24 protein-coding genes, 1 tRNA gene and 1 other RNA gene are annotated in these 24,214 nt (G+C 63.6%); 13 read left to right on the top strand and 13 right to left on the bottom strand.

What is annotated here, in order from left to right; all coding sequences use genetic code 11:
* Positions 1 to 52: 52 nt before the first annotated feature.
* A complete protein-coding gene (locus SynRS9907_RS00745; RefSeq protein WP_188022300.1) occupies positions 53 to 460 on the bottom strand; it encodes a hypothetical protein in 408 nt (135 codons plus the stop codon).
* Positions 461 to 573: 113 nt separating this feature from the next.
* Between SynRS9907_RS00745 and SynRS9907_RS00740 the strand changes: the two genes are divergently transcribed.
* Positions 574 to 1,329 (top strand): 5'-methylthioadenosine/adenosylhomocysteine nucleosidase, encoded by a 756-nt coding sequence (locus SynRS9907_RS00740; protein ID WP_188022299.1) that lies wholly within the window; start codon positions 574 to 576, stop codon positions 1,327 to 1,329.
* Positions 1,326 to 2,534, top strand: a complete 1,209-nt coding sequence (locus tag SynRS9907_RS00735; RefSeq protein WP_255445944.1) for a ChbG/HpnK family deacetylase — start codon at positions 1,326 to 1,328, stop codon at positions 2,532 to 2,534. The genes SynRS9907_RS00740 and SynRS9907_RS00735 overlap by 4 nt, the downstream gene beginning before the upstream one ends.
* Here the strand turns inward: SynRS9907_RS00735 and SynRS9907_RS00730 are convergent.
* The gene (locus SynRS9907_RS00730; protein WP_188021501.1) at positions 2,517 to 3,467 is read right to left on the bottom strand and encodes a glycosyltransferase family 2 protein; all 951 of its coding nucleotides are present in this window, start codon (positions 3,465 to 3,467) and stop codon (positions 2,517 to 2,519) included. The two genes, SynRS9907_RS00735 and SynRS9907_RS00730, sit on opposite strands and share 18 nt — an antisense overlap.
* Before the next feature lie 82 nt (positions 3,468 to 3,549).
* On the opposite strand from SynRS9907_RS00730, the gene SynRS9907_RS00725 reads away from it, so the two are divergent.
* Together SynRS9907_RS00725 and SynRS9907_RS00720 are read left to right on the top strand one after the other, a co-directional pair.
* Entirely contained in the window at positions 3,550 to 4,974 is a 1,425-nt protein-coding gene (locus SynRS9907_RS00725) for an NADP-dependent isocitrate dehydrogenase (RefSeq protein ID WP_188021500.1), read from the top strand.
* 34 nt (positions 4,975 to 5,008) lie between these two features.
* Positions 5,009 to 6,367, top strand: coding sequence for a (Fe-S)-binding protein (locus tag SynRS9907_RS00720; RefSeq protein WP_188021499.1), 1,359 nt, complete (start codon positions 5,009 to 5,011; stop codon positions 6,365 to 6,367).
* On the opposite strand, the gene SynRS9907_RS00715 is transcribed toward SynRS9907_RS00720, so the two are convergent.
* Positions 6,266 to 7,612 (bottom strand): four-carbon acid sugar kinase family protein, encoded by a 1,347-nt coding sequence (locus SynRS9907_RS00715; protein WP_188021498.1) that lies wholly within the window; start codon positions 7,610 to 7,612, stop codon positions 6,266 to 6,268. The genes SynRS9907_RS00720 and SynRS9907_RS00715 overlap by 102 nt on opposite strands.
* 14 nt (positions 7,613 to 7,626) lie before the next feature.
* On the opposite strand from SynRS9907_RS00715, the gene SynRS9907_RS00710 reads away from it, so the two are divergent.
* Positions 7,627 to 8,778, top strand: coding sequence for an FAD-binding oxidoreductase (locus SynRS9907_RS00710; protein WP_188021497.1), 1,152 nt, complete (start codon positions 7,627 to 7,629; stop codon positions 8,776 to 8,778).
* On the opposite strand, the gene SynRS9907_RS00705 is transcribed toward SynRS9907_RS00710, so the two are convergent.
* Positions 8,763 to 9,617, bottom strand: a complete 855-nt coding sequence (locus tag SynRS9907_RS00705; RefSeq protein ID WP_188021496.1) for a galactose mutarotase — start codon at positions 9,615 to 9,617, stop codon at positions 8,763 to 8,765. The two genes, SynRS9907_RS00710 and SynRS9907_RS00705, sit on opposite strands and share 16 nt — an antisense overlap.
* 26 nt (positions 9,618 to 9,643) lie before the next feature.
* Positions 9,644 to 10,555, bottom strand: coding sequence for an alpha/beta fold hydrolase (locus tag SynRS9907_RS00700; protein WP_188021495.1), 912 nt, complete (start codon positions 10,553 to 10,555; stop codon positions 9,644 to 9,646).
* 20 nt (positions 10,556 to 10,575) lie between these two features.
* Between SynRS9907_RS00700 and SynRS9907_RS00695 the strand changes: the two genes are divergently transcribed.
* Positions 10,576 to 10,926, top strand: coding sequence for a hypothetical protein (locus tag SynRS9907_RS00695; protein ID WP_188021494.1), 351 nt, complete (start codon positions 10,576 to 10,578; stop codon positions 10,924 to 10,926).
* A 1-nt stretch (position 10,927) separates the two neighbouring features.
* On the opposite strand, the gene SynRS9907_RS00690 is transcribed toward SynRS9907_RS00695, so the two are convergent.
* On the bottom strand, positions 10,928 to 12,304 hold the full coding sequence (locus SynRS9907_RS00690) for a cation:proton antiporter (protein ID WP_188021493.1): 1,377 nt from the start codon (positions 12,302 to 12,304) through the stop codon (positions 10,928 to 10,930).
* A 211-nt stretch (positions 12,305 to 12,515) separates the two neighbouring features.
* Here SynRS9907_RS00690 and SynRS9907_RS00685 point away from each other — a divergent pair, with 211 nt between their 5' ends.
* On the top strand, positions 12,516 to 15,038 hold the full coding sequence (locus SynRS9907_RS00685) for a glycogen/starch/alpha-glucan phosphorylase (RefSeq protein ID WP_188021492.1): 2,523 nt from the start codon (positions 12,516 to 12,518) through the stop codon (positions 15,036 to 15,038).
* A 60-nt stretch (positions 15,039 to 15,098) separates the two neighbouring features.
* Here the strand turns inward: SynRS9907_RS00685 and SynRS9907_RS00680 are convergent, their stop codons facing one another.
* The 3 genes from SynRS9907_RS00680 to SynRS9907_RS00670 all read right to left on the bottom strand — a co-directional run bounded on the left by SynRS9907_RS00680 (position 15,099) and on the right by SynRS9907_RS00670 (position 16,097).
* A complete protein-coding gene (locus tag SynRS9907_RS00680) occupies positions 15,099 to 15,566 on the bottom strand; it encodes a hypothetical protein (RefSeq protein WP_188021491.1) in 468 nt (155 codons plus the stop codon).
* Positions 15,567 to 15,603: 37 nt separating this feature from the next.
* Positions 15,604 to 15,930, bottom strand: coding sequence for a hypothetical protein (locus SynRS9907_RS00675; protein WP_188021490.1), 327 nt, complete (start codon positions 15,928 to 15,930; stop codon positions 15,604 to 15,606).
* Positions 15,931 to 16,023: 93 nt separating this feature from the next.
* A tRNA-Arg gene (locus tag SynRS9907_RS00670) sits at positions 16,024 to 16,097 on the bottom strand.
* A 38-nt stretch (positions 16,098 to 16,135) separates the two neighbouring features.
* On the opposite strand from SynRS9907_RS00670, the gene rnpB reads away from it, so the two are divergent.
* Together rnpB and rnc are read left to right on the top strand one after the other, a co-directional pair.
* Positions 16,136 to 16,526: RNase P RNA component class A (gene rnpB / locus SynRS9907_RS00665), an RNA gene on the top strand.
* Positions 16,527 to 16,552: 26 nt separating this feature from the next.
* Positions 16,553 to 17,278, top strand: a complete 726-nt coding sequence (rnc, locus tag SynRS9907_RS00660) for a ribonuclease III (RefSeq protein ID WP_188021489.1) — start codon at positions 16,553 to 16,555, stop codon at positions 17,276 to 17,278.
* Here rnc and SynRS9907_RS00655 read toward each other — a convergent pair.
* Together SynRS9907_RS00655 and SynRS9907_RS00650 are read right to left on the bottom strand one after the other, a co-directional pair.
* Complete coding sequence (locus SynRS9907_RS00655; protein ID WP_188021488.1) at positions 17,236 to 18,063, bottom strand: ion transporter; 828 nt, start codon at positions 18,061 to 18,063, stop codon at positions 17,236 to 17,238. The two genes, rnc and SynRS9907_RS00655, sit on opposite strands and share 43 nt — an antisense overlap.
* Positions 18,064 to 18,067: 4 nt before the next feature.
* A complete protein-coding gene (locus SynRS9907_RS00650; protein ID WP_114988059.1) occupies positions 18,068 to 18,253 on the bottom strand; it encodes an NAD(P)H dehydrogenase subunit NdhS in 186 nt (61 codons plus the stop codon).
* A 55-nt stretch (positions 18,254 to 18,308) separates the two neighbouring features.
* Between SynRS9907_RS00650 and rimM the strand changes: the two genes are divergently transcribed.
* Positions 18,309 to 18,842, top strand: a complete 534-nt coding sequence (gene rimM, locus SynRS9907_RS00645; RefSeq protein ID WP_188022297.1) for a ribosome maturation factor RimM — start codon at positions 18,309 to 18,311, stop codon at positions 18,840 to 18,842.
* A 70-nt stretch (positions 18,843 to 18,912) separates the two neighbouring features.
* Positions 18,913 to 20,373, top strand: coding sequence for a mannose-1-phosphate guanylyltransferase/mannose-6-phosphate isomerase (locus SynRS9907_RS00640; protein ID WP_188021487.1), 1,461 nt, complete (start codon positions 18,913 to 18,915; stop codon positions 20,371 to 20,373).
* 3 nt (positions 20,374 to 20,376) lie between these two features.
* Here SynRS9907_RS00640 and glmS read toward each other — a convergent pair whose 3' ends face one another.
* Together glmS and psaC are read right to left on the bottom strand one after the other, a co-directional pair.
* Positions 20,377 to 22,266, bottom strand: a complete 1,890-nt coding sequence (gene glmS / locus SynRS9907_RS00635) for a glutamine--fructose-6-phosphate transaminase (isomerizing) (protein WP_188021486.1) — start codon at positions 22,264 to 22,266, stop codon at positions 20,377 to 20,379.
* 55 nt (positions 22,267 to 22,321) lie between these two features.
* Positions 22,322 to 22,567 (bottom strand): photosystem I iron-sulfur center protein PsaC, encoded by a 246-nt coding sequence (gene psaC / locus SynRS9907_RS00630; protein WP_006850103.1) that lies wholly within the window; start codon positions 22,565 to 22,567, stop codon positions 22,322 to 22,324.
* A gap of 146 nt (positions 22,568 to 22,713) precedes the next feature.
* Here psaC and acpP point away from each other — a divergent pair, with 146 nt between their 5' ends.
* Both acpP and fabF read left to right on the top strand, forming a co-directional pair.
* Entirely contained in the window at positions 22,714 to 22,956 is a 243-nt protein-coding gene (acpP, locus tag SynRS9907_RS00625; protein ID WP_011363161.1) for an acyl carrier protein, read from the top strand.
* A gap of 8 nt (positions 22,957 to 22,964) precedes the next feature.
* Complete coding sequence (gene fabF, locus SynRS9907_RS00620; protein WP_188021485.1) at positions 22,965 to 24,212, top strand: beta-ketoacyl-ACP synthase II; 1,248 nt, start codon at positions 22,965 to 22,967, stop codon at positions 24,210 to 24,212.
* The last annotated feature ends 2 nt before the right edge of the window (positions 24,213 to 24,214 follow it).

Here is a 24,214-nt window from a genome sequence, read left to right as displayed (position 1 = left end):
CTTCGAACTTAAAAGGAGTTCAAGGCAGGACGGCTTCGTGCGTTGCGAAGGGTTACGCCGCTGGTTCAGACGCAACGGTGCCATCAAAGAGCTCGAACAACTCGCGACAGATCTGCTGAAGCTGCTTCACCTGCTGCTGCTGAGGCAGGTGGGGACCTTCCGGCAACCATTCACCAACCGTGGCAAGGCGCCAGCGTTCGCCGTCATAGGTCATGCCCCGCATCAACACCCCCAGGAGGCGCAGCTGGTCGTCACCCCGCTCCCCGCTGATCCGCAACTGCATCAGCAAACTGCGGCATTCCAGGCGTGGACTCCAGCCTGGGAAATGAAAGGAGAGGTCGAGCGATTCCGTTTCACTCCATTGTCGGGTCTGCGGGTCGTCCCGCCAGGGGCTGAGGTTGGCCTGAGCAGCAGGAAACTGACGGCGAACAAGAGTGATCGTGGACGCCAGTGCTCGCATCCGGGCCACGCTGTGTACCGACTCGCCCGCGTTCACTGCAACCTCCTCATTCCGCACAGTGTGCAGAGAGAAGCAGAAGGTCGCCGTTACGGTTGCGCGAGGTTCACGAAACCATGACGCAACCGCTGCATATCGGCTTGCTGGGCGCCATGCCGGAGGAGGTCGGCTCGGATCTCAGCCACCTCACGGATCTGAGCTGCAGCGACCATGGAGACCTGACGATCCACAGGGGCGTGTGGGGCGACAACATCCGCCTCAGCCTGGCCTGGAGCGGCTGGGGAAAGGTGAGCGCTGCGCGTGCGGCCACACGGCTGCTGGCCAGCGATCCCGGCATCGATCTGCTGTTGTTCACCGGCGTCGCCGGCGCAGCGGATCCGGCTCTACGCCAATGGGATGTGGTGTTGGCCGATGCCGTGGTGCAGCACGACATGGATGCCCGACCCCTGTTCCCACGCTTCACGCTGCCAGCACTGAAGCAGGACCGGCTCCAACCGCAGCCGGCTTGGTTCAACTGGGCCAAGACCGCTCTGCTGGAGGCCCATAGCGCAGGCGATCTGGACGGGTTCGCTCGGCCCAGCAGCGGTCTGATCGCCACAGGAGATCGTTTCATCGGCGATCCAGCGGTGCTGCAAGCGCTGCGGGATGCCCTGCCCGACCTTCAGGCCGTTGAGATGGAAGGCGCCGCCATCGCACAGGTGGCCGAGCAGGAGGGCGTCCCCTGGCTGGTGCTGCGAGTGATTTCCGATGGTGCCGATGAGGCGGCGGCCCAGAGCTTTGAAGACTTCGTCAAACGCTACGAACAAAAGGCCTGGCGGCTGATTGAGGCCCTGCTGCAGCGCTGCAATAGCACGCCCCCACAGTGCCCATGATGCCTCTGCTGAACCGCCTGCTGCGCTACGGCCTGGTGGGGGGCGCGGCCGCAGCCGTTCACATCATCGTGCTGCTGCTGCTGGGCCCGTTGATGAGCCTGAGCCTGGCCAACCCCATCGCCTTCCTGGCCGCCTCCATGGCGGGGTATCTCGGCCATGCCCTGCTGACGTTCCGGGAAGAGACGGGGGGGCGCCAGTTCGCCCGTCGCTGGCTGCTGCTGCAGTACATGGTCAACCTCAGTGTGTGTGCCCTCCTACCGCTGCTCCAGGCCCCAACCCTGGTGCTGGTGTTCACACCCACGCTGCTGAATGCCGTGATCTGGAGCCGAGCGGCCCGCTTTAGTGCCAAGGCCCGTGAGCATCAGAACGGCCAACCTCCTCTGCTTCACGCCGATGATCTCGGCCTGGCGGAGGGTGTGGATGCAGCCATCCTCGATCTGGCCCAAAGCGGGCGGCTTCACGGGGCCAGTCTTCTGGTGAATGGTCCCAGCGCGACCGCCGCCGTTGATACATGGCGAGACCTTGCTGACCCACCACCGCTCAGCCTGCATGTCTGTCTCACTGAGGGGCATGGCCTGCCCGACAGCCCGGATCTTCCGACCGGATTCGGACGCTTGCTGCTGGCTTCGCTCCTGCCCTGGCAGCGCCAACGGATCGCCCCTCAGTTGCGCGCTGTTTTGCTGCAGCAGATCCGCCGCTACCGCCAGCTCACAGGACTGCGGCAGATCCGCCTCGATGGCCACCAGCACATTCACCTCGTGCCCCTGGTGCTGGATGCGGTGCTGGATCTGTCCCGTTCCGAATCGATCACCTGGGTGCGCACGACGCGGGAATCCCTGCCGGAGGGTCTGTCACTCCGGCTTTGGTGGCGCAGCCTGCAGACAGGTGGTCTGATCAAGTGGATGATTCTGCAGCTGCTGAGCGGGCTGGCCATCCCGCGCCTGCGACAGGCCGGACTTGCAACCAACCGACGCTTCGCCGGGGTGTTGTTCAGTGGATCGATGTTCGGAACAGCGTTCCGCCGCAGTTGGGAAACTGCATACAGCTCCATGGCCGTTGATCGTGCTTCACAACCTGTTGTGCTCATCCACCCAGCCCTCCCCAATGCTGCGTTGGGAATGGATCAGGCGGCCTTTCAGCAGTCGGTGGCCTTTTTCAATTCGACCAACCGCCAAAAGGAGTGGGCTTCAGCGCAGAAGCTTTGAGCCCTGATGCACAGCCCTGACGAAATAGTGCGGCCGCCGTTTCACATCGATGTAGATCCGACCGATGTATTCGCCCAGCACGCCGATGCCGATCAGCTGAATTCCCCCCAAGAACAGAACAGCGACGATCAGTGAGGCGTAGCCCGGCAGGTCGACACCAAAGGCCAAGGTACGCAGCACGATCAGGGCGGCATAGACAAAGCTCAGGAACGAAATCAGCACACCGATCACACCCCAAACCTTCAACGGCTTCACCGTGAATGAAAAGATGCCGTCCAGGGCATAGCGCCAAAGCTTGAGGGAGCTCCAGGACGTACTGCCTCCAACGCGGGCCACCCGGCTGTAAGCGATCTCCTCGCTGCGGTAGCCGGTCCAGGGCATCAGCCCCTTGGAGAAACGGGTGGCCTCACGCAACTGGGTCACGGCCTCTACAACTGGAGCACTCAACAGGCGGAAATCGCCGGCGCCCTCCTGCAGCTGAATCGAATCCACCAGGCGGTTGAACACCCGGTAGAACCAGGAGGCCGTGGCCACCTTCACCAGCCCTTCGGCATCGCGGTCATCCCGCACCGCGGTGACCACCTCAGCGCCGTTACGCCAGGCCTGCACCATTGCCGGAATCCGCTCCGGCGGATGCTGCAGATCGGAATCAATCAGCACCGCGGCCGCACAGCGGCCTTTGGCGTAGTCCAACCCCGCAAGCATCGCGGCCTCCTTGCCAAAGTTGCGAGTGAGTTCCAACAAGGTGACGGCCTGGTCGGCATGACTCTTCTGCCAGGCACGGATCACAGCAACGGTGGCATCGGAGGAACCGTCATCGATGAGCAGCAGATGGTTCACCTCCGGCAAGGCCATGACCCGCTCTAAAAAGACGCTGATCACCTCGGCTTCGTTGAAGCAGGCCGCCACCACCCACACCTGCTCACTGGCCATCAATGCGCGGTCTGCACTGTTTGAAACCGTAGGGCTCCCGGCTCAGTCATAGGCTCGGCCTGCTGACGCCCGACCAACCGCCATGGCCCAGTTCGAGAAGCTCACCGCCCCGAGCCAGGGCACACCGATCCGCTTCGAGAACGGTCAGCCCGTGGTGGCCGACAACCCGATCATTCCCTTCATCCGGGGCGATGGCACCGGCGTGGACATCTGGCCCGCAACCCAGAAGGTGCTGGATGCGGCCGTGGCCCAGGCCTACGGCGGCAGCAAGAGCATCGAATGGTTCAAGGTCTACGCCGGCGATGAAGCTTGCGACCTCTACGGCACCTACCAGTACCTACCGGAGGACACCCTCGAGGCGATCCGCACCTACGGCGTAGCCATCAAAGGCCCCCTCACCACACCCGTGGGCGGTGGCATCCGTTCGCTGAACGTGGCCCTGCGCCAGATCTTTGATCTGTATTCCTGCGTGCGGCCCTGCCGCTACTACGAGGGCACCCCAAGCCCCCATAAGCGTCCCCAGGATCTGGACGTGATCGTTTACCGGGAGAACACCGAAGACATCTACATGGGGGTGGAATGGGAAGCCGATGACCCCGTTGGCCAGGAGCTGCGCAAGCACCTCAACGAGGTTGTGATCCCTGCCAACGGCAAACTGGGCAAGCGCCAGATCCCAGAAGGTTCAGGCATCGGCATCAAGCCGGTGAGCAAAGCCGGCAGCCAGCGCCACATCCGCAAGGCCATCCAGCACGCCCTGCGTCTTCAGGGCGACAAGCGCCACGTGACCCTGGTGCACAAGGGCAACATCATGAAGTTCACGGAAGGAGCCTTCCGCGACTGGGGCTACGAGCTGGCCACCACCGAATTCCGCGATGTGTGCATCACCGAGCGGGAAAGCTGGATCCTCGGCAACCTCGAGAAGGATCCCAACCTGAGCGTGCAGGCCAACGCCCGCATGATCGAGCCTGGCTACGACAGCCTCACTCCAGAGAAGAAAGCCGACATCGACGCCGAGGTGCAGGCGGTGATCGACGCCATCGGCAGCAGCCATGGTGGCGGCAAGTGGAGGTCGATGGTGCTGGTGGATGACCGCATCGCCGACAGCATTTTCCAGCAAATCCAAACCCGGCCCCAGGAGTATTCGATCCTCGCCACGTTGAACCTCAACGGCGATTACATCTCCGACGCCGCCGCCGCGATGGTCGGTGGCTTGGGCATGGCCCCCGGCGCCAACATCGGCGAGAACGCCGCCATCTTCGAAGCCACCCACGGCACCGCCCCGAAACACGCCGGCCTGGATCGGATCAACCCGGGCTCGGTGATCCTGAGTGGCGTGATGATGCTGGAGTTCCTCGGCTGGCAGGAGGCTGCTGATCTGGTGACCAAGGGCCTCAGTGCCGCCATTGCCGACAAGAAGGTCACCTACGACCTGGCCCGACTGATGGAGCCCCAGGTGGATCCGGTGAGCTGCAGCGGTTTCGCCGAAGCGATCATCCAGCGCTTCTGATCACCAGAGCTGCCATTCACGCCAGACTCAGGCGATGGCCTCTCCAACCCAGCTCCCCGGGCTTCCCGCAGGTGCAGCAGACCCCTGCGTGCACTGCGGCTTCTGCCTGCCCACCTGTGCCAGCTATCGCGTGCTGGCCAGTGAGATGGACTCGCCCCGCGGCCGCATCCATGCGCTGCGGGCGATCGAAGCCGGTGACCTGGAGCTGGATGCCACGGTGGCCAGCCATTTCGACACCTGCCTGGGCTGTTACGCCTGTGTTTCCGCCTGTCCTTCGGGAGTCCGCTACGACCAGCTGATCGAAGCCACCCGGCCCAAGCTGAATCAGGCCAACCAGCGCAGCAGTTGGCAAACCAGCTTCCGCAAGCTGCTGCTGCAGGTGCTGCCCTACCCCAAGCGCCTGCGGGCCCTGCTGCAACCCTTGCGGGCCTATGCCGGCACACCGCTGCAACAGCTGGCCCGCCGCTCCGGGCTCACCCGTCTGTTCGGGCCGGAAATCGAAGCGATGGAGCAGCTGCTGCCACCCCTGGTGCCGGAGAGCTTCAGCGACCGACTGCCCCAGATCAATCCCGCCTCCGGCAAACGCCGCGGCCGCGTGGCGCTCTTGCTGGGCTGCGTGCAGCGCTGCTTCGATCCCAGCGTCAGCACCGCAACGGTGAAAGTGCTGCAGGCCAACGGATTTGAGGTGGTCATCCCAGCAGACCAGGGCTGCTGCGGGGCGGTGAGCCATCACCAGGGGGAGCTGGAACTCACGCGCCAATTGGCAACGGATCTGGTTCGGAGCATGAATGCCGTTGAGGGAGATCTGGATGCGGTGCTGGTGGCTGCTTCGGGTTGCGGCCACACGATGAAGGCCTACGGCGAGCTCCTGAACGGCAAGGCGGCATTCCGCGCTCCGGTGTTGGATGTGCAGGAATTCCTGGCGGACCGCGGCCTTTTGGAGTCGTTCCGCGCCCAACTGCAACCACTTCCCGGCGTCGTGGCCATGCATGACGCCTGCCACATGATCCATGGCCAGGGCATCCAGGCCCAGCCCCGCCAGCTGCTGCGGGCCATCCCCAACGTTCAGCTGCGGGAAGCAACCGAGGCGGGGGTGTGCTGCGGCAGCGCCGGCATCTACAACCTGGTGCAGCCAGAGGAAGCCGCCGAACTGGGCCGAATCAAGGCCGACGACCTCAGCAGCACAGGCGCCGAACTGGTGGCCAGCGCCAACATCGGTTGCACCCTGCAGCTGCGGCGCCATCTGAGCGATCGGGCCCGGGTGCAGCACCCAATGGAACTGCTGGCCGCCTCAGCCGGCCTCCATCCGCTGCCAGGCCTCCCTCAAGGTGCTGGCAACGCCGAGATTGCCGGGGAAGGTGAGAATCGGCAGTCCGCTGCAGGGCCCCGCTGACGGACGCACCAGCGAGAGACCCGGCAGCAGCTGCCCTTCCAGCTGCACCGACTCGAGGGCCAGGCCCCGGGCCAGCAGCGTCTGGGTGGTGATGCCGCCTTTGCTGAGCAGATAGCCCAGATCAGGAGCCAGGGCTGACGCCAGTCGTCCCATCAACTCGGCCAGAGCGCAGGACAAGCGCCGGCCCTCCTGTTCGGAAGCACAACGCAGCTCACCGCGGCTGGTGAACAGCACCGGCGTCAGACCTTGATCCAGCAGCGCCCGCAGCTGCTGCAACCAGACCCGCTCCAGATCCGCCAGCAACAGGTCGGGTGTCGGCCCCTCCAGCAACCGAGCGATGCGCGGCACCGACAGTTCAACCCCTTGGCAACCCGATTCCTGCAGCAACAGCTCCAGCTGCTGATCCGCCAAGGGCACGTGGGAGCCCACCATCACCAGGCCCGGCAGAGGCGTTCCATCGTCAGCCAACAGCCGCAACCCCGCTAAGCCCTTGGGATCAAGCGGCGGCGGGCCTGGATCCGCCAGGGCCTTCACCATGCTGGCGGCGGAACGGAACAGAAAGCGTTTCTGCCCTTGCAGGACGCGCACCGCTGCGGCCAAAGCGGTGAGCTGCTCCTGCCGCTCGGCATCCACCACCACAGATGCATTGCCCTGGAGCCCACGCAGACGCTCAATCAACAGCGGCAACCCCGCAGCGCAGGCGGAATCAAGCTCCCGGCCGCTGATGCGCTGCACCGACGCCGCGGCAATGGACCCATCACTTTTCTCCTCCAACCAGCGGGCCAGATCACTGCTGCTGAAACCGAACAGCCGATCCTGAGCAAACGGCGTGGTGTGCACCGGTTCCCCGTGGAGGAGATGCACGCCGTTCACGGTGGTGCGGCCCCCTTCCAAGAACGCTGGAACATGGAAGGTGGCATCAAAGGGCCCGAAGGACGCCTGCAAAACCTCAGGCTCAAGCACCCCATGGCCGCGCAAGGTCGAATCACCACGACTAACCAGCAGCACCTGATCACGGGCCAATCCCTCCCGCTGCAGCGCCTGATCCAAGGCCACAGCAATACCGCGGTTGCGTTCCGCAGCATCCATGGGCATCAGCGCCCGAGTGTCGGCCAACAGAAACAACAGCGAAGACCCATGACGAAGCCCCTGGCGCAGGGTGTCGACATCCCAGCGCAGCAGCAGCGGGCAGCTGTGCACCGTCTGCGAGCCGGTGGGATCGTCGTCAATGACCACAACCTTCATGGCACCATCGTGCCGTGAGCCATTCCCCCGCCAGCCGCAGTGCTCTGATTGATCTGGTGCGCCAGTGGCACCAGAACGGCAACCCCTGGAGTCCCAGTGGACTGGGCACACGCCTGGACTGGGGTCCGCCGCTGGATCCCCGCCATGAGGTGCTCTCCTGCCGGCAGCTCAACCGGGTGATCGACCATGCCGTGGACGATCTGACCATCACGGTGGAAGCCGGCATGCAATTGCAGAACCTGCAGGATCTGCTGGCGGAGCAGGGGCAATGGCTGCCCATTGACTGGCCCCGGGCCAGCGCTCCCGGAAGCATCGGCGGCCTGGTGGCCCGGGGACTGGCGGGGGGACTGCGGCAGCGCCATCTGGGGGTGCGCGATCAGATCATTGGCATCGGCCTGTTGCGGGCGGATGGCGTCGAAGCCCATGCCGGTGGACGGGTGGTGAAGAACGTGGCGGGCTACGACCTGATGCGGCTGCTCTGCGGCAGCTGGGGCAGCCTGGCGCTGATCACCGAACTCACCCTGCGGCTGCAACCGCTGCGGCCCGCCCGGAGCGGCCTATTTGTGGAAGGCGACCTGAAGGCCCAGGAGGCCTTTCGCAGCGAATTGCTGCGCTCCAGCCTCACACCGGAACGCTGTGACTGGATCAACGGCGGCGATGGTGCCTGGCGGCTGCGGCTGGTGGTGAGCAGCGTGTCGGAGCAGGCTGTAGACGATCAGCTGAAGCAGCTCGAGGCGTTGGCGCTGAACCAGCAGCTCAGCGCCGAACGCCAGCCTTGTTCCGATGCCCTCACCACACCCTTCGATGCCAGCCCCTCTGCGCAGCTGGTGAGGCTGGTGCTACCGCCGGCCCAATTGCACCAGTTGTTGCGGGATGAGGCGATGAGGGCCCTCAAACCATGGACCTGGGAACTGGCCGCGGGAGCCGGCTGCGGTGATGGCTGGTGCGATGCAACAACACCGGATCACCAGCTGGAGGCGCTGCGCCGCAGCGTGATCAGCCTCGGCGGCGAAATGACGCTTTTGAAACGCGCAGCCGGGTCAACCGTGCCGGTCTGGCTTGACCGTCCGTCCCGACCGCTGATCGAAGCGGTGAAACGCCAGTTCGACCCCAAGCTGCAGCTCAGCCGCGGCCGTCTGCCGGGAGTGAATCAGGAGACGCTGTAGCGACAGGCCAGGGTCTGCTTCGTCCCAGGCTCGAGCACCAGTTTTCGATCACCGCTCACCAGGGCCTGCCGCGGACCGGTCCAGGGTTCCAGACAAACCATTGGCCGCGGGGGCTCGGTCCAAACCACGCTGAGATCCAGCGGTGCCTGATGCTGCAGTTCCAGCGTCACACCGGTGGCGTCATCGATCAGGCTGACAGGACCCGCAGGCTGGCAAAGGAAATCCACCCCTTCGGGCAAACGCTTGAGCTGATCCACGGTGGCGGCCTCCGCCATCTCCAGATGGTTGAGGCAGCGCTCCGCCAGACCCGTGAGCCGGGTCTTGGCCAGATCGCTCACGTTGAAGTAGGGGTGCAGGCCAAAACTGAACGGCATGGCGGCATCACCGCAGTTGTGCACCGTGGTTGAGATCTCCAACGCAGCGGTCACCGGGCGCAGCTCCATCTCCAAACAGAAGGGGAAGGGATAGGCCTTCAACGTTTCGTCGGTGCTGGAGAGGCTGAGGCACACACCGCTCTGATCCTCCAGCAACTGAAGCTGCCAGGGAAGGTCCCGGGCGAAGCCGTGCTGCTTGAGGGGATGGTCGACGCCATCCACCGGCAGCACATCTCCGGGCAGATTGCCGCAGATCGGAAACAACACCGGAATGCCGCCGCGAATGCTTTTGCTGGGATCGGCGTAACGCTCTTGATCGAAATACAGGATCTCCCGTCCCCCGCAAGACCAACCACTCACCAGACCACCCCGCTCGGGAATGATTCGCAACCGATCACCGCTGCTGGGATGCACAAACTCCCAGTGGGCGTAGGGGGCCGACTGCTGGGTGAGGGTCATGGGCATCCGCCGATGCGGGGTGGCTCATTCATTCACCTAGCCAGCAGATCCGCATTTGTCGGTGCCGCAGCCGACTTCAGGCTCTCCAGCCATTGCAGCAACGCCGCATTCACCTGATCCGGCACCTCATCGTGGGGACAGTGTCCGGCCTCCAGAACCACCTCGGTGGTGGCCTCCGGAGCATGGCGCTGGAAGGTGGAGCGGCGACCGGGGGCGTTAATCCAGGGATCACGAATGCCCCAAAGCAACAACAGCGGCGCCGTGAGTTCCGCGAAAAGCTCATCGAGGGGCTGACCGCGAGGGATATCGAAGACCGTGCGGAACACCCCGAAGGCGCCGGGATCCAGGGAGGGGCGCCGAATCGACTCCACCAGCCAATCGTCGACGTTGGTCTTATCGACGTACACCTGATTGAGGGTGCGGCGGATCGTGGCGGGTCGGCGCAGGTTCTCGAACAGCAACCGCTGTAGCACCGGACTCTTCAGCAGGGCCGTGCCGATGCTCTGACGGGCGATGGCGCCCCAGCCTTGCGGCGGTTTCTGTTCATCACTGAAGGGACCGGCGGCATTGAGCAGCACGACTCCCGCACAGTCCGATCCCAAAGCAGCCCCGGCAGCAAGGGCAGCAAAACCACCGAGGGAATTGCCGGCGATCACCGTCGGGCGGCCGATCCGCTCGCGCACATAGGCCACCAGTTGATCGCGCCACAGGGCACCCCCGTAATTGAGACCCGCCGGCTTGGCACTTCTGCCGAAGCCCAGCAGATCAATCGCATGCACGGCGTGGGTCTGGGCCAACACGGGAATGTTGTGGCGCCAGTGATCGGTGGATGCTCCGAACCCATGCACCAACAGAAGCGCCGGATGATCGGTGCTGTCCTGCTCGGGATGCTGCTGCACCGTGTGCACGGCGTGGCCGAGATAGCTCCAGGTGACGCGATCCACAGCCGGCTGCGAGGGACGCGATGCTAAGCAGCACTGAAGCGGCCTGGATGGTGAGCTACGAGGTGATGGGCGGACCGCTGGCGGACGCATCCGTCTGGCGCGGAGCTTTGCTCTGGGCCATCGCCCTTTACGTGCCGCTGAGCGCACCGCTCAGCACGTTGGAATCCAGCCTGGAGGAGGGTGGTCTTCCCGAAGCGGTGCGTCAACCGGTGCTGGTGATGAGCAGCCTGCTGCTGGCCCTCGTCGTGGGCGTTGTCACCCAGCTCGGATTCAGTTGGGTCCTGGGTCCGAGCTGGGCCTCCAGCCTTGGCGTTGTGGCCGTGGGCTGGAGTGTTCTGATCGTCCTCGCCAATGCCGGAAAAGACGACTGATTCAGGAGGCACCCGCCAGGGGATCCGCTGCTAACTCTTCAGGCACCTGATTGCCGTCTTCAGGGGGCTTGTCTTTGAGGACGATGCGCAACAGCACTGGCGCCAGGAACGTGGTGCCGATCACCATCAGCAGAATCGCCGCCTCAAGGCCAGGGCTGAGCAGCCCTGAAGCGGTGCCCAGGCCCAGGAAGATCAGGCCAACCTCGCCGCGGGGCATCATTCCCAGCCCCACCACCAGGTTGTTGGTCTTTTCCTTGCTGAAGATGGCCCAGCCGGCAGCCACCTTGCCGATGATCGCCACCACAAACAGGAACGCTGCCACCACCAGGGCGGAACGGGCGCCCGGATCAGAGGGGTTGATCACTGAGAGGTCCATACCGGCACCCACCAACACGAAGAAGACGGTGGCGAACAAGCCAACGATGGGAGTAACCGCCGCCTGAATCTCGTGGCGATGTTTGGAGGTGCTGGCGATCAAACCAGCGGCGAAGGCCCCGAGTGCAGCCTCCAGACCAATAGCTGAAGCAACAAAACAGCTGACGGCCAGCAGCAAATAGGAGCCGATCAGCTTGGCGCCGGGAGCCTTGAGCTGATCAATCACCCAGTCGAAGGCGGGGGCAGCCTTCTGGCTTAACAACAAGGCCACCACCACAAACAGAACGGCCGCCACCACCAGCTGAACGATGGGCCCGATCTCCAGGCTGCCGCCGGCCGCCAGGGACACCACGATGGCCAGGATGACGATGCCGAGAATGTCGTCGAGCACAGCGGCACCGATCACGATCTGGCCTTCTCGGGTGCGCAGATAGCCGAGTTCACCGAAGACGCTGGCGGTGATGCCGATGCTGGTGGCGGTCATCGAAGCACCCGCGAAGATGGCCGGGATCGCATCCACGTGGAAGATCGCCATCAAGCCAAGGGTGCCGAGGGCGAAGGGCAGCACCACGCCGACCACGGCGACGCTGAAGGCCTGGGCCCCCACCGCCATCAGTTCCTCCAGCTCACTTTCAAGACCCGTGAGGAAGAGCAGGGAATACAGCCCCAGCGTGGCCACCGCCTGCAAGGCACCGAAGCTCTCGTTGTAGAGGGCTGGAATCTCCTCCACCGGCACATGCGAAAGGCCGGCCACCACCTCGGAGAAAGCTCCGGAAAGTTGCACCTGGGTCTCCGGTGGCACCAGAAGGTGAAGGCCCGAAGCACCAATCAGAACGCCAGCGAGGAGTTCCCCAAGAATCGTGGGGAGCTCAAAACGCACCAGCACCTCAGCGAGGGTGCGGGCCGCCACGAAGATCAGCATGAAGCGAAGGACGCCGATCAGCGTTTCCGCCAATTCGAGGTCGTGACTGCTGATTTCGCTCAGCAGGGTGGGCAGCAGCATCAAGCCGGGCATGTCTCACGCCGAACCTTAATGGTGATTCCGCCGCTGAACTGTTCGCTGGATGATCCCAATTGACCGGGAATGCTGTATTAAGCGCTTTTTTGCAGGCAGCCCCAGTTGTGATGGCTACGGTCCGGGTAATTCATTGAGTTGGGCTCCGAGCACCCCTGGCCTGACGGTGATTCCACGCTCCATGGCTCGCTGAACCCCCATGACCACGTCACAACCGTTCGATCTGCGTCTGCCGACCCCCGGCTGTCACAACGACCCAGAACGCGCCGGCCTCGATGCCAAGAGCGTGTTCGACGGCATGACGGAACACCTGTTCTTCACGCTCGGCAAGCTCGCCCCCACCGCCAGCCGCCATGACCTCTACATGGCCCTGAGTTATGCGGTGCGTGATCGGCTGATGATGCGCTACCTGGCCACCACCGAAGCGATGCGGGCCCGCCCGCAGAAATCGGTGGCCTACCTGTCAGCGGAATTTCTGATCGGCCCGCAGCTCCACAGCAACCTGCTGAATCTGGGAATTCAGAAGGAAGCCGAAGAGGCCCTGAAGAATTTCGGCATCGAGTCGTTGCAGCAGATCCTGGATGTGGAGGAGGAACCGGGTCTGGGCAATGGAGGCCTCGGCCGTCTGGCGGCCTGCTACATGGAATCGCTGGCCAGCCTGAAGATCCCGGCCACCGGCTACGGCATCCGCTACGAGTTCGGCATCTTCGATCAGCTGATCCGCGATGGCTGGCAGGTGGAGATCACCGACAAATGGCTCAAGGGCGGCTGGCCCTGGGAACTGCCCCAGCCCGATGAGGCCTGCTTCGTGGGCTTCGGCGGTCGCACCGAGAGCTACATCGACGACAAAGGCAACTACCGCTCCCGCTGGATCCCGGCGGAACACGCCATCGGCATTCCCCATGACGTGCCGGTGCTGGGCTATCGGGTGAACATCTGCGACCGGCTGCGGCTCTGGCGTGCCGATGCCACCGAAAGCTTCGACTTCTATGCCTTCAACATCGGCGACTACTACGGCGCCGTTGAGGAAAAGGTGGGGAGCGAAACCCTCTCCAAGGTGCTGTACCCCAACGACGGCACCGACGAAGGCCGGCGTCTGCGCCTGAAGCAGCAGCACTTCTTCGTCAGCTGCTCACTGCAGGACATGCTGCGCAGCCTCGACAACCGCGGACTGTCCGTCGAGGACTTCCCCAACTACTGGACGGTTCAGCTCAACGACACCCACCCGGCCATCGCCGTGGCGGAGCTGATGCGACTGCTGATCGACGATCGGCATTTGGAGTGGGACCGGGCCTGGGACATCACCTCCCGCTCCGTGGCCTACACCAACCACACCCTGCTGCCCGAAGCACTTGAGAAGTGGGACCTCAACCTGTTCAGCAGCCTGCTGCCCCGCCATCTGGAGCTGATCTACGAGATCAACCGACGCTTCCTGCAGCAGGTGAGGCTGCGCTACCCCGGCAACGACGCCATCCAGCGCAAGCTCTCGATCATCGATGAAGAGGGCAGCAAGGCCGTGCGCATGGCCCACCTGGCCACGATCGGTGCCCACCATGTGAACGGTGTGGCAGCGCTGCACTCCGATCTGGTGAAAACCGACCTGCTGCCGGAGTTCGCGGCGCTGTGGCCGGAGAAATTCACCAACGTCACCAATGGCGTCACCCCGCGCCGCTGGGTCGCCCTGGCCAACCCCGAGATGTCAGCCCTGCTGGATCAGCACGTGGGGCCGGACTGGATCTCCAACATGGAGAGCCTGCGCAAGCTGGAGGAGCGGCAGAACGACCAGGGCTTCCTCGAGCTCTGGGGCAACACCAAGCTCTCGGTGAAGCGCAAGCTGGCCACCTACATCCACCGCAACACCGGTGTGCTGGTGGACCCCGCCAGCCTGTTCGACGTGCAGGTGAAGCGCATCCACGAGTACAAGCGCCAGCACCTCAATGCCCTGCAGGTGATCACCCAGTACCTGCGGATCAAGAACGGCCAGACCGACGGCATGGCGCCCCGCACCGTGATCTTCGGCGGCAAGGCCGCTCCCGGCTACTACATGGCGAAGCTGATCATCCGCTTCCTCAACGGCATCGCCGACACCATCAATGCCGATCCCGACATGGATGGCCTGCTGCGGGTGGTGTTCCTACCGGATTACAACGTGAAGCTTGGAGAGCAGGTGTATCCCGCCTCCGACCTCTCTGAACAGATCTCCACCGCCGGCAAGGAAGCCTCCGGCACCGGCAACATGAAGTTCGCCATGAATGGTGCCCTCACCATCGGCACCCTTGATGGGGCCAATGTGGAGATCCGCGAACTGGTGGGAAACGAGAACTTCTTCCTGTTCGGCAAGACCGTGGAAGAGATCACGGCCCTGCAGCAGGACGGCTACCGCCCTGGCGATGTGATCGCGGCACTGCCGGAACTGCAGGAAGCCCTGCGGTTGATCGAGATGGGGCACTTCAGCAACGGCGACGGCGAACTGTTCCGCCCCCTGCTCGACAACCTCACTGGGAACGACCCCTTCTATGTGATGGCCGACTACGCCGACTATCTGCGGGCCCAGGAGGCGGTGAGCCGTGCCTGGAGCGACCGGATGCACTGGAATCGGATGTCACTGCTGAACACGGCCCGCACCGGGTTCTTCTCCTCCGACCGTTCCATCGCCGAGTACTGCAAAAACATCTGGGCCGTGGATCCACTCAATGTGGAGATCACCTGCGACGTGCACTGAACACAGCCACAAAAAAGCCCTGGATTCATGTCCAGGGCTCACAACCAAAGATGCAGCGCTTCAGTTCCGATCAGGCAGATCAGGCGTCTGATGCAACAGACGGTTGAGCCGCAGACGGTCCACGTTCAAGGGGTCTGGAGCCAGCTCACCGGCCAGTTCGCGGAACTTCTGCTCGATTTCATCCGGGACGCGGACATCAAACACCCGTTCCATCAAGGCCTCAATCGAGAACAGATGGGCGTTGATGTTCTCCAGATCGGCAATGGCCTGCTGAATGGAATCACCTGATTCCTCCGACACAGGCGCACTAGCCGATGCAGGCTTTGAAGCGCCTGCATCGGCGGTCTGGCGGGACCCGTGCTGCTTCTGCAGATCCTCCAACACGCGGCCAGACAGGGTGCGGAACGACTGGAGTGCTGCCCAGTTGAGCTCCTGTTGCTGACGAAGCGTGGGGGACTCCCGGATCAGCCGGTCATGCTCCCGGTAAAACCGTTGGCAATCCGGGCACTGGCAGGGCTCTTCCGGCAATGCAGTCCCTCGCGGTCATTACCCACTATGCCACCGATTAAGCCGCCTGAGGCCCCAGATCCTCCTCGGCCTGAGGGCCATCCTCGCCAGCGGTGTCGGGCAGAGGGATCTCAATGGACGACACCACACCGATCACATCCCGCAGCCGCATCGAATCGGCGAACCAGCCCATGGCCTGTTCCGTGTCTCCGCGACGTTCCGCGTCGCTGGCCTGGTCTTCGTGGGATTCCGCCAGGAGAGCAAGCCAACACAGGCAGCGGGCCTGCACCACGGACAAATCCAGATCCGTGGGCTGGGATTCCGCAATCCGCTCACTTTCCTGCTGCACCAACAGCCGCAGACGGAGATCGTGAAGCTGGGTCATGGCACCCAAACCCGGTTGTACCAACCCTAGCGGTGGTGAACGATCTGAACACCCCACCAGATGTAGCGCTCACTACCTCTTGAGTAAGTCTCACGGGGCTGGCGGGACTCGAACCCACGACCTACGGTTTAGGAAACCGTCGCTCTATCCAGCTGAGCTACAGCCCCAGTCTTCTGAATTATGCCCACGAGGCATGATGAGACCTGAAAGCAGGCGAGGTGGTTGCGGCCGATCTCTTTGAGTGTCGGCTGAGGAAAGTCCGGGCTCCCTGATGGCCAGGCTTGCTGGGTAACGCCCAGTGCGGGTGACCGTGAGGAGAGTGCCACAGAAACACACCGCCGATGGCCGGTTCGCCGGCACAGGCAAGGGTGCAAAGGTGCGGTAAGAGCGCACCAGCAGCATCGAGAGGTGCTGGCTCGGTAAACCCCGGCTGGGAGCAAGGCCATGGAACGACGGCTGGCCATTGGCCCCGTTCCGTTTGAACGCGCCGCTTGAGGCCGTCGGTAACGGCGGTCCCAGATAGATAGCCACCCACCCTCTGCAGACCAACCTCTGTGAGGCGTGAACAGAACCCGGCTTATGTCCTGCTTTCACCCCATATCAGCATTGCTCAGGAGTCTTGGTGGATCCATCCCGCGCCGCAGAGCTCACCAACCTGATCGAGCGCCTGGGCGCTGAGGTTCCGATCGAACCGGAGCTGCTGGTTCTGGTGGATCAGGCCCTCACCCACGTGTCCACCGGCCGGGCTCGCAACCTTGAACCACTGGAGTTCCTCGGGGATGCGGTGTTGCGACTCGCCGCCACGGAGTTCATTGACCGCCACCACGCCGATCTCGCCGTGGGTGCCTGTTCCAACCTGCGGGCCCAGCTGGTCAGCGACCGCTGGCTGGCGGAAGTAGGAGCAGGGCTAGCCATCGAACAGCATCTGTTGCTGGGACGGCACGCCCAGGGGGATCGTTCCGCCCAATCCAGGCTGCGGGCCGATGCCACCGAGGCACTCATCGGTGGGTTGTACAAAGCTCTTGGCGACCTTGAAGCGATTCACCGCTGGCTCACCCCCCACTGGCACACCACAGCCCAAGCGGTGCTGGCCACCCCCCACCAGTTCAACGGCAAAACAACGCTGCAGGAGTGGAGCCAGGGGCAGGGGCTTGGACTGCCCAACTACGCCACCGAGGAATGCAGCCGCCAGCACGGCGACCCCGAGCGCTTCCGCTGCCGAGTGAGCGTCCAAAACCGGGAGCTGGCGGAGGCCAAGGGCCGCTCCCGCAAGGAAGCCGAGCAGAACGCAGCTGCCGCTGCCCTTCAGGCCCTCGAGGGCAGCGATGCACCACAGGCATCGCAGTGAAGGGCGTCCCTGCGGTGCCCCTGACGCCCGCAGCGGTTGCAGGTCAACTCCACCATGCGCTGCTGGTGATGGCGCACCCCCGACACGGTCAGGATGCCGGTGGGGATGGCAATGATGCCGAAACCCAAGAGCATCACCACCGAGGCCAGCAGCCGCCCCAGTTCCGTCTGGGGCACCACATCGCCATAACCCACGGTGGTCATGGTCACGATCGCCCAGTAAACGCCGCTCCCCACCGACTGAAACTGGGAGTCGGGCCGGACGCTTTCGATCACAAAAATGCTGTAGCCGAGCACCACCTGCAGCAGGAAGACGAAAAACAAGAAGACGCCGATGGTGCGGGCACTTCCCCGCAGGGCCTGCCCCAGCACGCGGGCTTCATCGATGAACTTGAGCAGCTTGAACACCCGCAGGATGCGGCCGAACTTGAACACCCACAGCAGCAGTTCACTGCGCACCTGCGGCACGAAGAAAAACAGGACTGCCGAGGCGTCAATCAGCCCGGTGAAGCTGAACAAGTAACGGCGAGGCCTCTCCACCAAAGCCAGATGAAGAACAAAATCCGCCACAAACACCCCCAGGCAAACGTTCTGAACCAGATCGATCCAGGGCACATTGGTTTGGCGCAGGGCTGAATTGCCCAGGGGGTCGGGTTCCAGCAGCAGGGCCAGAACACTCAGCAGAATCGCCCCGAAAATGACAGCGTTGTAGGCCTTGCCCGCCGGGGTGATGGCTTCCAGCACCGTGGACTGCAGCCGTTGTCGCAGGCTGCGGTGGGTGTCCATCGCCTCAGGCTGGCTGGAGGTCCTTCAACCGCAGGGTGACCAGCTTGTCCCAGTTGCCGCCTTCAAACAAAACGGCCGCACGGTCGCCGCTGATTCGCTGCACAAAGCCGGTGTAGCCGTTGTAGATCGAGGTGGCATCGGCCACGGTGACGGTGGAGCCAGGGAGGATCGGAGCGGTTGCAGGCGCCATGGCTCGTTCGCGGACTGTTCTGGAGCCATTATCGGCAGAGTGCGCGACGGATGGCATGGCGGAGAGCAATGAGTGGCTCAGCGTCGGCAAGATCGTGGGGGTCCAGGGGCTGCGAGGGGAACTGCGGGTGAATCCCGCCAGTGATTTCCCCGAGCGGTTCACGGCACCGGGGCCCCGCTGGCTGCGCAGTCGCAAGGGGGGTGAGCCGACGGAAATCCAGCTCAAAAAAGGCCGGCAACTGCCCGGCAAGTCGCTGTTTGTGGTGCAGCTTGAGGGAATCGACAGCCGCAGCGCTGCCGAAACCCTTGTGGGCCATGAACTGCTGGTGTCCGCGGATGACCGGCCCGAATTGGACGAGGGGGAATTTCACCTGCTCGATCTGCTGGGCCTGGAGGCACGCCTCGAGTCCGATAGCCCTGCCGTTGGCACCGTGAGCGATCTGATCAGTGGCGGCAACGACCTGCTGGAAATCACCACATCAGAAGGCCGCAAGCTGCTGATTCCCTTCGTGGAGGCGATCGTGCCGGAGGTGCACTTGGAGGAGGGCTGGCTGCTGCTCTCCCCACCGCCGGGCCTGCTGGAGCTCTGACAGATCTCTCTCGGGGCATCGACAGAACCCCCTGGGGCGAGCGATTCTGGGTCACCGCTTTCAGGACGTGATGGCCTCCACACCGCTGATTCCTGTGATCCTTTGCGGAGGCACCGGCACACGGCTCTGGCCCCTATCGCGGGCCAGTTACCCCAAGCAGTACTGGCCCTTGAGCGGAGACGGAGAGGCCACGTTGCTGCAGCAGACCCAACAGCGGCTTCAGGGCCTGGACGCCCTTGCAGCTCCCCTGTTGATCTGCAATGAAGACCACCGCTTCATCGTGGCCGAGCAGATGCGCCAGATCGGCGTGGAACCCAACGCGATCCTGCTGGAACCGATGGGCCGCAACACCGCCCCGGCGGTGACCGTGGCCGCACTGCAGGCCACGGCCAACGGCGAGGACCCGCTGCTGCTGGTGCTGGCAGCGGATCACCTGATCCGCGATGCCGCCCAATTCCGCCAGGCCATCAACGCCGGCCGCAAGCCCGCCGAAGAGGGACGCCTGGTGACCTTCGGCATCGTGCCGACGGCCCCGGAAACCGGCTACGGCTACATCGAAGCCAGCGAACCCTTCTCCTCTGGAGGGCCGGTGCATGTGCCGATCAAGCGCTTCGTGGAGAAGCCCGATCAGGCCACAGCGGAGCAATTCCTGGCCACCGGCCGCTTCACCTGGAACAGCGGCATGTTCCTGTTCCGCGCCAGCGCCATGCTGGCGGAACTCGAGCGGCTGGCCCCGGAAGTGGTGAGCTGCTGCCGGGCAGCACTGGAGCAGGACACGGCCGACCTTGAATTCCATCGGCTGGAACGGGAGGCCTTCGCCAAGTGCCCCAGCGTGGCCATTGACGTGGCCGTGATGGAAAAAACGGAGCTGGGCAGTGTGCTGCCGCTGGAGGCCGGCTGGAGCGACGTGGGCAGCTGGAGTGCCCTCTGGGAAACCTCAGAGCAAAAGGATTCCCAAGGCAATGTGCTGCAGGGCCACGTGATTTCTGAAGGCAGCCGCGATTGCTATCTGCGCAGCGAACACCGCCTGGTGGTGGGGCTGGGGATTGAAAACCTCGTGGTGGTGGAAACCGACGATGCCGTGTTGATTGCGGATCGCTCCAAAGCCCAGAACATCAAGACCGTGGTGAAGCAACTAGAGGCCGAGGGCAGTCCAGAGGGCAAGGCGCACCGCAAGATCTACCGCCCTTGGGGTCATTACACCGGCGTAGTGGAAGACAGCCGCTGGCAGGTCAAGCGAATCTCTGTGAAACCCGGCGCCAGCCTGTCGCTTCAGATGCACCACCACCGCGCTGAGCACTGGGTGGTGGTGAAGGGAACAGCCCTGGTGGAACGCGATGGCGAAGAGCAGCTGGTGGGGGAAAACCAGAGCACTTACATCCCGATGGGCTGCAAACACCGCCTGTCCAACCCTGGCCGGATCCCGGTGGAATTGATCGAGATCCAGAGCGGTGCCTATCTCGGAGAAGACGACATCGTTCGTTTCCAGGACCGCTATGGCCGTAGCGACCTCAGCCTCAACGCCAACTGAGGCTCACTCCACCGTGACGCTCTTGGCCAGGTTGCGGGGTTGATCCACATCCAGGCCGCGATGGGCGGCGATGTGATAGCTCAACAACTGCATCGGTACCACGGTGAGCAGGGGGCTGATCCACTCGCTCACCGAAGGCACCGGCAACAGTTCATCAAAGAGATCGGTGTCGGGCCCCTGGGGCGCCACACCAATTAGCTGAGCATCGCGGGCCTTGGCTTCCTGGGCGTTGCTGAGCACCTTCTCGAACACCAAACCGGGCACAGCGATCGACACCACCGGCACCCGGGAATCGAGCAGGGCGATCGGACCATGCTTCATCTCCCCGGCCGGGTAGCCCTCGGCGTGGATGTAGCTGATCTCCTTGAGCTTCAATGCCCCCTCGAGAGCGATCGGGTAATTGATGCCCCGCCCCAGGAAAATCACATCCTGGGTGTCGGCAAAACGAGGGGCCAAGGCTTCGGAGCACTGGTCGTGCAGATCCACCAGCTGGCGCAACTGCTGGGGCAGACCGCGCAGTTCATCCGCCAGAGCCTTGATCTCAGCCGCGGGGCGAGCACCACGGCGGGCCGCAAAGGCCATGGCCAGGCCATAAAAGGCCAACAGCTGGCCGAGGAAGGTCTTCGTGGCCGCCACACCCACTTCGATGCCGGCCCCGATGTCGAGGATGTGGGGCACCTGGCGTGAGAGGGAGCTCTCCGGACGGTTGGTCACCCCCAATTGGCGGGGGGCAAAGGCTGGATCCCCATGGGCCAGACGCCGCTCGGCCTCCATCGCCAAGGCAGCAAGGGTGTCGGCTGTTTCACCAGACTGGGTCACCCCAATGGTGAGGGTGTGAGGAGCCAGCGGCGGCGGCGCGTAGCGGAACTCACTGGCGTAGTGCACCGATGTGGGAATGCCGGCGAACTGTTCGAGCAAGTAGGCCCCCACCATCGCGGCGTGACGGCTGGTGCCACAGGCCAGGATCTGAATCTGCTCAAGCCCGGCATAAAAGGCATCGTCCATCGGCAGCGCCACCGGCTGTTCCGGCGGCAGTCCCTGGGGCAGGTGGCGCGTCACCCAAAGCTCTGCGGTCTCTGATTGCTCATGGATTTCCTTGAGCATGAAGTGACGGAACTCACGTTTGTCCGCCACATGGTCCACGCCGCTGAGCTGGGTGGGCATGCGTTGCTGACGGGCCCCTGTTGCGTCATAGAGCTCCACCCCCAGAGGTGAGAGCAAGGCCACCTCGCCGTCTTCCATCGGCAGGATCGTGCGGGTGAAGCCCGCCAAGGCCGGCGTGTCGCTGGCACAGAGGAATTCGCCTTCCCCCAAGCCGATCAACAGCGGTGCCGCCTTACGAGCCACCACCAATGCCCCCGGCGCCTGATCCCAGATCACGGCCAGGGCATAGGCCCCCTGCAACTTGGGCAGCACCCCCTGCAGGGCCTCCAGCAACAGCCCACCGCCTGGGCTTCCACCCGCAGCTTGCAGCTGCTTCAGCTCCGCAGCCAGCAGGTGGGGAATCACCTCGGTGTCAGTCTCCGACTGGAACACCACCCCGGAAGCCTCCAACTGCTCCCGCAGGGCCCGGTGGTTCTCAATGATTCCGTTCTGCACCACCGCCACCGCTCCATCGCTGCTGCGGTGCGGATGGGCATTGTGCTCTTCCGGTTTGCCGTGGGTGGCCCAGCGGGTGTGGCCAATGCCGCATTTTCCGGGGGCACCCTCGGCTTCAAAACAAGCAGTGAGATTGCGCAGCTTGCCCTTGGCCCGTAAGCAGGTCAGGTGCCCCTGGGCGGCCACCGTGGCGATCCCAGCGGAGTCGTAGCCGCGGTATTCCAGCTGCCGCAAGCCCTCAAGGAGCTGAGGTGCCGCTTCTCGGGAACCCACCAGGGCAACGATTCCGCACATACAAAAAAAGCCCGGCTGAAGCCGGGCCGAGCTTATGAGATGAAATGAGGCAAATTCAGTAGGCGAGACCCATGGAGCGAGTCGTCTCGTCTCCCAAATAAACGCGGATACTGAGGAAGTCGGTAGGGCAGGCGGTTTCGCAGCGCTTGCAACCAACACAATCTTCAGTGCGAGGCGAGGAGGCAATCTGGCCGGCCTTGCAGCCGTCCCAGGGCACCATCTCAAGCACGTCGAGAGGGCAGGCGCGCACACACTGGGTGCAGCCAATGCAGGTGTCGTAGATCTTGACGGCGTGGGACATGTGCCCGATGCATACGAAGGCTTGCGGCAAACGTACCCGTCCTTCGCCGGTCCATGGCCAGGCCGTCACCGTTGTTAACGGCGCAGGCGTTGGTGAGAAGACACTGAAGGCGTGCCCGTAAGATGCAGCGTCCCGTTGCCACGGCTATGTCCCAGGAAGCGATTCTCGAAAAGGTGCGCTCAATCGTTGCGGAGCAACTGAGTGTTGACTCCGGCGAAGTGAAGCCCGAATCCAACTTCCAGAACGATCTGGGTGCTGATTCTCTGGACACCGTGGAACTCGTGATGGCGCTTGAAGAGGCCTTTGATATCGAGATTCCCGACGAAGCAGCTGAAGGCATCACCACCGTTGGTGACGCCGTCAAATACATCGAAGACAAGCAGGCCTGAGCAACGCAATGGTGGATGGTCTCCATCGCGTCGTCATCACCGGCCTCGGCGCGGTCACACCGATCGGCAACACGGTTCAGGACTACTGGAACGGCCTCACCTCCGGCAGCAACGGAGTAGAGGCCATCACCCTGTTCGATGCATCCGCACACGCCTGTCGCTTTGCGGCAGAGGTGAAGGATTTCGATCCGTCCGGCTTCATCGAACCGAAGGAAGCCAAGCGCTGGGATCGGTTCTGCAAGTTCGGCGTGGTGGCAGCCAAACAGGCTGTGGCCCATGCCGGCCTTGAGATCAACGACGCAAATGCGGATCGGATCGGCACGATCATTGGTTCCGGCGTCGGCGGTCTGCTGACGATGGAGACGCAGGCCCATGTGTTGGAGGGCAAAGGCCCTGGACGGGTGAGTCCTTTCACGGTGCCGATGATGATCCCCAACATGGCCACAGGCCTTGCTGCCATTGCCTTGGGCACCAAGGGGCCCAGCTCCGCGGTGGCCACCGCCTGTGCTGCCGGCTCCAATGCTGTTGGCGATGCCTTCCGGCTGCTGCAGCTGGGCAAGGCTGACGCCATGGTGTGCGGTGGCGCCGAATCGGCGATTACTCCCTTGGGAGTGGCCGGCTTCGCCAGCGCCAAAGCCCTGTCGTTCCGCAATGATGATTCGGCCACGGCCAGCCGTCCGTTCGACAAGGAACGCGATGGCTTTGTGATCGGCGAAGGTGCCGGTGTGTTGGTGCTTGAAACCCTCGAGCATGCCCAGGCCCGTGGCGCCACGATCCTCGGCGAAGTGGTGGGTTACGGGATGACCTGCGACGCCCACCACATCACATCACCCACACCGGGCGGCGTCGGCGGTGCCGAGGCCATGCGCCAGGCCCTGGCCGATGGCTGCATTGATCCTTCTGAGATCGACTACGTCAACGCCCACGGCACCAGCACTCCAGCGAACGACAAAAACGAAACCTCGGCGATCAAAAGCGCCCTGGGTGAGCGGGCGCTGCAGATTCCGGTGAGCTCCACCAAATCGATGACTGGTCACCTGCTAGGTGGCTCCGGTGGTATCGAAGCGGTGGCCTGTGTGCTGGCGCTGCAACACGGCGTCGTGCCCCCCACGATCAATCACACCACCCCGGATCCCGACTGTGATCTGGATGTCGTGCCGAACGAGGCACGGGATCAGACACTTGGAACCGTCTTGTCCAACTCCTTTGGCTTCGGCGGCCACAACGTCTGCCTGGCTTTCAAACGCGCCAGCTGAGC

Source organism: Synechococcus sp. RS9907 (genome assembly GCF_014279615.1).
Classification (GTDB): Bacteria; Cyanobacteriota; Cyanobacteriia; order PCC-6307; family Cyanobiaceae; genus Parasynechococcus.
This window is presented reverse-complemented; position numbering and strand designations above follow the sequence as displayed.

What these genes read in the sequence shown, in the direction of transcription:
- SynRS9907_RS00735 (WP_255445944.1), top strand. Translation starts at nt 1,326, where the DNA reads ATGATGCCTCTGCTGAACCGCCTGCTGCGCTACGGCCTGGTGGGGGGC.
- SynRS9907_RS00685 (WP_188021492.1), top strand. Translation starts at nt 12,516, where the DNA reads ATGACCACGTCACAACCGTTCGATCTGCGTCTGCCGACCCCCGGCTGT.
- glmS (WP_188021486.1), bottom strand. Translation starts at nt 22,266, where the DNA reads ATGTGCGGAATCGTTGCCCTGGTGGGTTCCCGAGAAGCGGCACCTCAG.
- SynRS9907_RS00720 (WP_188021499.1), top strand. Translation starts at nt 5,009, where the DNA reads ATGGCCTCTCCAACCCAGCTCCCCGGGCTTCCCGCAGGTGCAGCAGAC.
- rimM (WP_188022297.1), top strand. Translation starts at nt 18,309, where the DNA reads ATGGCGGAGAGCAATGAGTGGCTCAGCGTCGGCAAGATCGTGGGGGTC.
- SynRS9907_RS00655 (WP_188021488.1), bottom strand. Translation starts at nt 18,063, where the DNA reads ATGGACACCCACCGCAGCCTGCGACAACGGCTGCAGTCCACGGTGCTG.
- SynRS9907_RS00745 (WP_188022300.1), bottom strand. Translation starts at nt 460, where the DNA reads ATGCGAGCACTGGCGTCCACGATCACTCTTGTTCGCCGTCAGTTTCCT.
- SynRS9907_RS00640 (WP_188021487.1), top strand. Translation starts at nt 18,913, where the DNA reads ATGGCCTCCACACCGCTGATTCCTGTGATCCTTTGCGGAGGCACCGGC.
- SynRS9907_RS00650 (WP_114988059.1), bottom strand. Translation starts at nt 18,253, where the DNA reads ATGGCGCCTGCAACCGCTCCGATCCTCCCTGGCTCCACCGTCACCGTG.
- psaC (WP_006850103.1), bottom strand. Translation starts at nt 22,567, where the DNA reads ATGTCCCACGCCGTCAAGATCTACGACACCTGCATTGGCTGCACCCAG.
- acpP (WP_011363161.1), top strand. Translation starts at nt 22,714, where the DNA reads ATGTCCCAGGAAGCGATTCTCGAAAAGGTGCGCTCAATCGTTGCGGAG.
- SynRS9907_RS00725 (WP_188021500.1), top strand. Translation starts at nt 3,550, where the DNA reads ATGGCCCAGTTCGAGAAGCTCACCGCCCCGAGCCAGGGCACACCGATC.
- fabF (WP_188021485.1), top strand. Translation starts at nt 22,965, where the DNA reads ATGGTGGATGGTCTCCATCGCGTCGTCATCACCGGCCTCGGCGCGGTC.
- SynRS9907_RS00730 (WP_188021501.1), bottom strand. Translation starts at nt 3,467, where the DNA reads ATGGCCAGTGAGCAGGTGTGGGTGGTGGCGGCCTGCTTCAACGAAGCC.
- SynRS9907_RS00740 (WP_188022299.1), top strand. Translation starts at nt 574, where the DNA reads ATGACGCAACCGCTGCATATCGGCTTGCTGGGCGCCATGCCGGAGGAG.
- SynRS9907_RS00715 (WP_188021498.1), bottom strand. Translation starts at nt 7,612, where the DNA reads ATGAAGGTTGTGGTCATTGACGACGATCCCACCGGCTCGCAGACGGTG.
- SynRS9907_RS00705 (WP_188021496.1), bottom strand. Translation starts at nt 9,617, where the DNA reads ATGCCCATGACCCTCACCCAGCAGTCGGCCCCCTACGCCCACTGGGAG.
- SynRS9907_RS00695 (WP_188021494.1), top strand. Translation starts at nt 10,576, where the DNA reads ATGCTAAGCAGCACTGAAGCGGCCTGGATGGTGAGCTACGAGGTGATG.
- SynRS9907_RS00690 (WP_188021493.1), bottom strand. Translation starts at nt 12,304, where the DNA reads ATGCTGCTGCCCACCCTGCTGAGCGAAATCAGCAGTCACGACCTCGAA.
- SynRS9907_RS00675 (WP_188021490.1), bottom strand. Translation starts at nt 15,930, where the DNA reads ATGACCCAGCTTCACGATCTCCGTCTGCGGCTGTTGGTGCAGCAGGAA.